Source organism: Pseudomonas tehranensis, assembly GCF_014268615.1.
GTDB classification, from domain to species: Bacteria; Pseudomonadota; Gammaproteobacteria; order Pseudomonadales; family Pseudomonadaceae; genus Aquipseudomonas; species Aquipseudomonas tehranensis.
In genome coordinates this window covers 1-3,596 of sequence record NZ_JABWQV010000369.1, presented here as the reverse complement: position 1 = coordinate 3,596, position 3,596 = coordinate 1, and the positions used below count along the sequence as shown (strand labels likewise).

General features: G+C 58.2%; 4 protein-coding genes. All 4 read left to right on the top strand.

Annotated elements, in window-relative coordinates; translation table 11 throughout:
* The first annotated feature begins 299 nt into the window (after positions 1-299).
* Positions 300-1,214: a glutamate/aspartate ABC transporter substrate-binding protein gene (locus HU811_RS25915; protein WP_092393211.1), complete on the top strand. Its 915-nt coding sequence runs from the start codon at positions 300-302 to the stop codon at positions 1,212-1,214.
* Between the two features lie 193 nt (positions 1,215-1,407).
* Positions 1,408-2,154 (top strand): amino acid ABC transporter permease, encoded by a 747-nt coding sequence (locus tag HU811_RS25910; protein WP_186658912.1) that lies wholly within the window; start codon positions 1,408-1,410, stop codon positions 2,152-2,154.
* Positions 2,154-2,825 (top strand): amino acid ABC transporter permease, encoded by a 672-nt coding sequence (locus tag HU811_RS25905; RefSeq protein WP_186658909.1) that lies wholly within the window; start codon positions 2,154-2,156, stop codon positions 2,823-2,825. The genes HU811_RS25910 and HU811_RS25905 overlap by 1 nt, the downstream gene beginning before the upstream one ends.
* Complete coding sequence (locus HU811_RS25900; protein ID WP_047227036.1) at positions 2,822-3,556, top strand: amino acid ABC transporter ATP-binding protein; 735 nt, start codon at positions 2,822-2,824, stop codon at positions 3,554-3,556. The genes HU811_RS25905 and HU811_RS25900 overlap by 4 nt, the downstream gene beginning before the upstream one ends.
* Positions 3,557-3,596: the final 40 nt, after the last annotated feature.

Genomic DNA, 3,596 nt, shown 5'->3' with positions numbered 1-3,596 from the left:
GCGAGCAAGCCCGCTCCCACAGGGGATTGGTGCAGGCTCAAGCCATTCGGTTTTCCGAACACGACCGGCCAGTCAATTCGGCCAACCGGATAAACAGCCTGTGGAATAAATCAAAAAAATCCTTAATTACGTTTAAAAACAAACAGTTAATCTGAGCCAACTGGCCTGGCACGACTCATGCTCTACACTCCTTCGAGACGAATGCCTGCATGCCAACACAACAGGAGCTGCCAGGTACTTCGAAGCACTCAGGGCCGACGAACCGGCTGAATAAGAAAAACAATGTCGAGGAAATATCGATGCGCATCGTTCCCCATCTCCTGGGCGCAGCCATTGCTGCCGCTCTGATCAGCACCCCGGTTTTCGCTGCCGAACTCACCGGTACGCTGAAAAAGATCAAAGAGTCCGGCGTCATCACGCTCGGGCATCGCGACGCTTCCATTCCGTTTTCCTACATCGCGGACGCCTCCGGCAAACCGGTCGGCTATTCCCACGACATTCAGTTGAAAGTCGTCGAAGCCCTGAAAAAAGAACTGGACGTGCCGAACCTGCAGGTCAAGTACAACCTGGTGACCTCGCAAACCCGTATCCCGCTGGTGCAAAACGGCACCGTCGACCTGGAATGCGGTTCCACCACCAACAACGTCGAGCGTCAACAGCAGGTTGATTTTTCCGTTGGCATCTTCGAGATCGGCACCAAACTGTTGTCCAAGAAAGACTCCAAGTACAAAGACTTCGACGACCTCAAGGGCAAGAACGTCGTGACCACCGCCGGCACCACGTCCGAGCGCATCCTCAAGTCCATGAATGCCGACAAGCAGATGGGCATGAACGTGATCTCGGCCAAGGACCACGGCGAATCGTTCAACATGCTCGAAGGCGGCCGCGCCGTTGCCTTCATGATGGACGACGCCTTGCTGGCCGGTGAAATGGCCAAGGCCAAGAAACCCGCCGACTGGGCCGTGACCGGTACCCCGCAGTCCTTCGAGATCTACGGTTGCATGATGCGCAAGGGCGACGAGCCGTTCAAAAAGGCAGTCGATGACGCCATCAAGGCCACCTACGCTTCTGGCGAAATCAACAAGATCTACGAAAAGTGGTTCATGCAGCCAATTCCGCCAAAAGGCCTGAACCTGAACTTCCCGATGAGCGAAGAGCTCAAGAAACTGATCGCCGAACCGACCGACAAAGCGGCCGACGAAAAGAAATCCTGATTCCTGACTAACCTTGTTCCCTGAAAGTGCTTTTGCACTTTCAGGGAATGGTCACTCCCTGCTGGCATATCTGGAAACACTCGAACCGGTGGCTGTCGAGCCGATCGTGTGTGCCTGCCCTTCAAGGGTCAGGTGGGAATGGAGCTTCCCCAGGCGGGTATTTGCATATCGATCGATCTGAGGGGAGACCCTAATGAATTACAACTGGGACTGGGGCGTGTTCTTCAAGTCCACCGGCATCGGCAGCGAGATTTATCTCGACTGGTACCTGGCCGGCCTGGGCTGGACCATCGCCATCGCCGTCGCGGCCTGGATCATCGCCCTACTGCTGGGTTCGGTTCTGGGCGTGATGCGCACCGTGCCGAACCGGCTGGTATCGGGTATCGCCACCGGCTACGTGGAGCTCTTTCGTAACGTGCCGCTGCTGGTTCAGCTGTTCATCTGGTACTTCCTGGTGCCCGACTTGCTGCCAGCAGACCTGCAGGAGTGGTACAAGCAGGACCTGAACCCCACGACCTCGGCCTACCTGAGCGTCGTGGTGTGCCTGGGCCTGTTTACCGCCGCGCGGGTCTGCGAACAGGTTCGCACCGGTATTCAAGCGCTGCCGCGTGGCCAGGAAGCCGCCGCCCGGGCCATGGGCTTCAAGCTGCCGCAAATCTACTGGAACGTCCTGCTGCCCCAGGCCTACCGGATCATCATTCCGCCGCTTACCTCGGAATTCCTGAACGTCTTCAAGAACTCCTCCGTGGCGTCGCTGATCGGCCTGATGGAACTGCTCGCACAGACCAAACAGACTGCCGAGTTCTCCGCCAACCTGTTCGAAGCCTTCACCCTGGCGACGCTGATCTACTTCACCCTGAACATGAGCCTGATGCTGCTCATGCGCATGGTCGAGCAGAAAGTCGCGGTGCCCGGCCTGATTTCCGTGGGGGGTAAATAATGGAACTCGACTTCACTGGCATCATCCCGGCCATTCCCGGTTTGTGGAACGGCATGGTGATGACGCTCAAGTTGATGGCCCTGGGCGTCGTCGGCGGGATCATCCTGGGGACCATCCTGGCGCTGATGCGCCTGTCCCACAACAAGCTGATCTCCAGCATTGCTGGCGCCTACGTCAACTACTTCCGCTCGATCCCGCTGCTGCTGGTCATCACCTGGTTCTACCTGGCGGTGCCGTTCGTACTGCGCTGGATCACTGGCGAAGACACACCGATCGGTGCGTTTGGCTCCTGCGTCGTGGCGTTCATGATGTTCGAGGCGGCGTACTTCTGCGAAATCGTACGGGCTGGTGTGCAGTCGATCCCCAAGGGTCAGATGGGCGCTGCCCAGGCGCTGGGCATGAATTATGGCCAGACCATGCGCCTGATCATCCTGCCCCAGGCGTTTCGCAAGATGACCCCGCTGCTGTTGCAACAAAGCATCATCCTGTTTCAGGACACCTCGCTGGTCTACACGGTCGGTCTGGTGGATTTCCTCAATGCTTCGCGGGCCAATGGCGACATCATCGGCCGCTCCCATGAGTTCCTGATCGTCGCAGGTCTCGTGTACTTCACAATCAGCTTTGCCGCCTCGCTGCTGGTCAAGCGTCTGCAAAAAAGGTTCGCCGTATGATCTCTATCAAGAACATCAACAAGTGGTATGGGGACTTCCAGGTACTGACCAATTGCAGCACCGAGGTCAGCAAGGGTGAGGTTGTGGTGGTGTGCGGTCCGTCGGGTTCGGGCAAGTCCACGCTGATCAAATGCGTAAACGCCCTGGAGCCGTTCCAGAAAGGCGACATCGTGGTCGACGGTACGTCCATCGCCGACCCGAAGACCAACCTGCCGAAACTGCGCTCGCGCGTTGGCATGGTGTTCCAGCATTTCGAGCTGTTCCCGCACCTGACCATCACCGAAAACCTGACCATCGCACAGATCAAGGTGCTGGGCCGCAGCAAGGAAGAAGCCACTCAGAAAGGCCTGCAGTTGCTTGAGCGGGTCGGTCTGTCGGCGCATGCCCACAAGCACCCCGGCCAGCTCTCCGGCGGCCAACAGCAGCGCGTGGCGATTGCCCGCGCCCTGGCGATGGACCCGATCGTGATGCTGTTCGACGAACCGACCTCGGCCCTTGACCCGGAAATGGTCAACGAAGTGCTCGACGTGATGGTGCAACTGGCCCACGAAGGCATGACCATGATGTGCGTGACCCACGAAATGGGCTTCGCCCGCAAAGTGGCGAACCGGGTGATCTTCATGGACCAGGGCCAGATCATCGAAGACTGCGAGAAGGAAGAGTTCTTCGGCGACATCAGCGCCCGCTCCGAACGTGCGCAGCATTTCCTTGAGAAAATCCTGCAGCACTAAACAACACCGTTCCCCCCTGTGGGAGCGGGCTTGCTCGCGA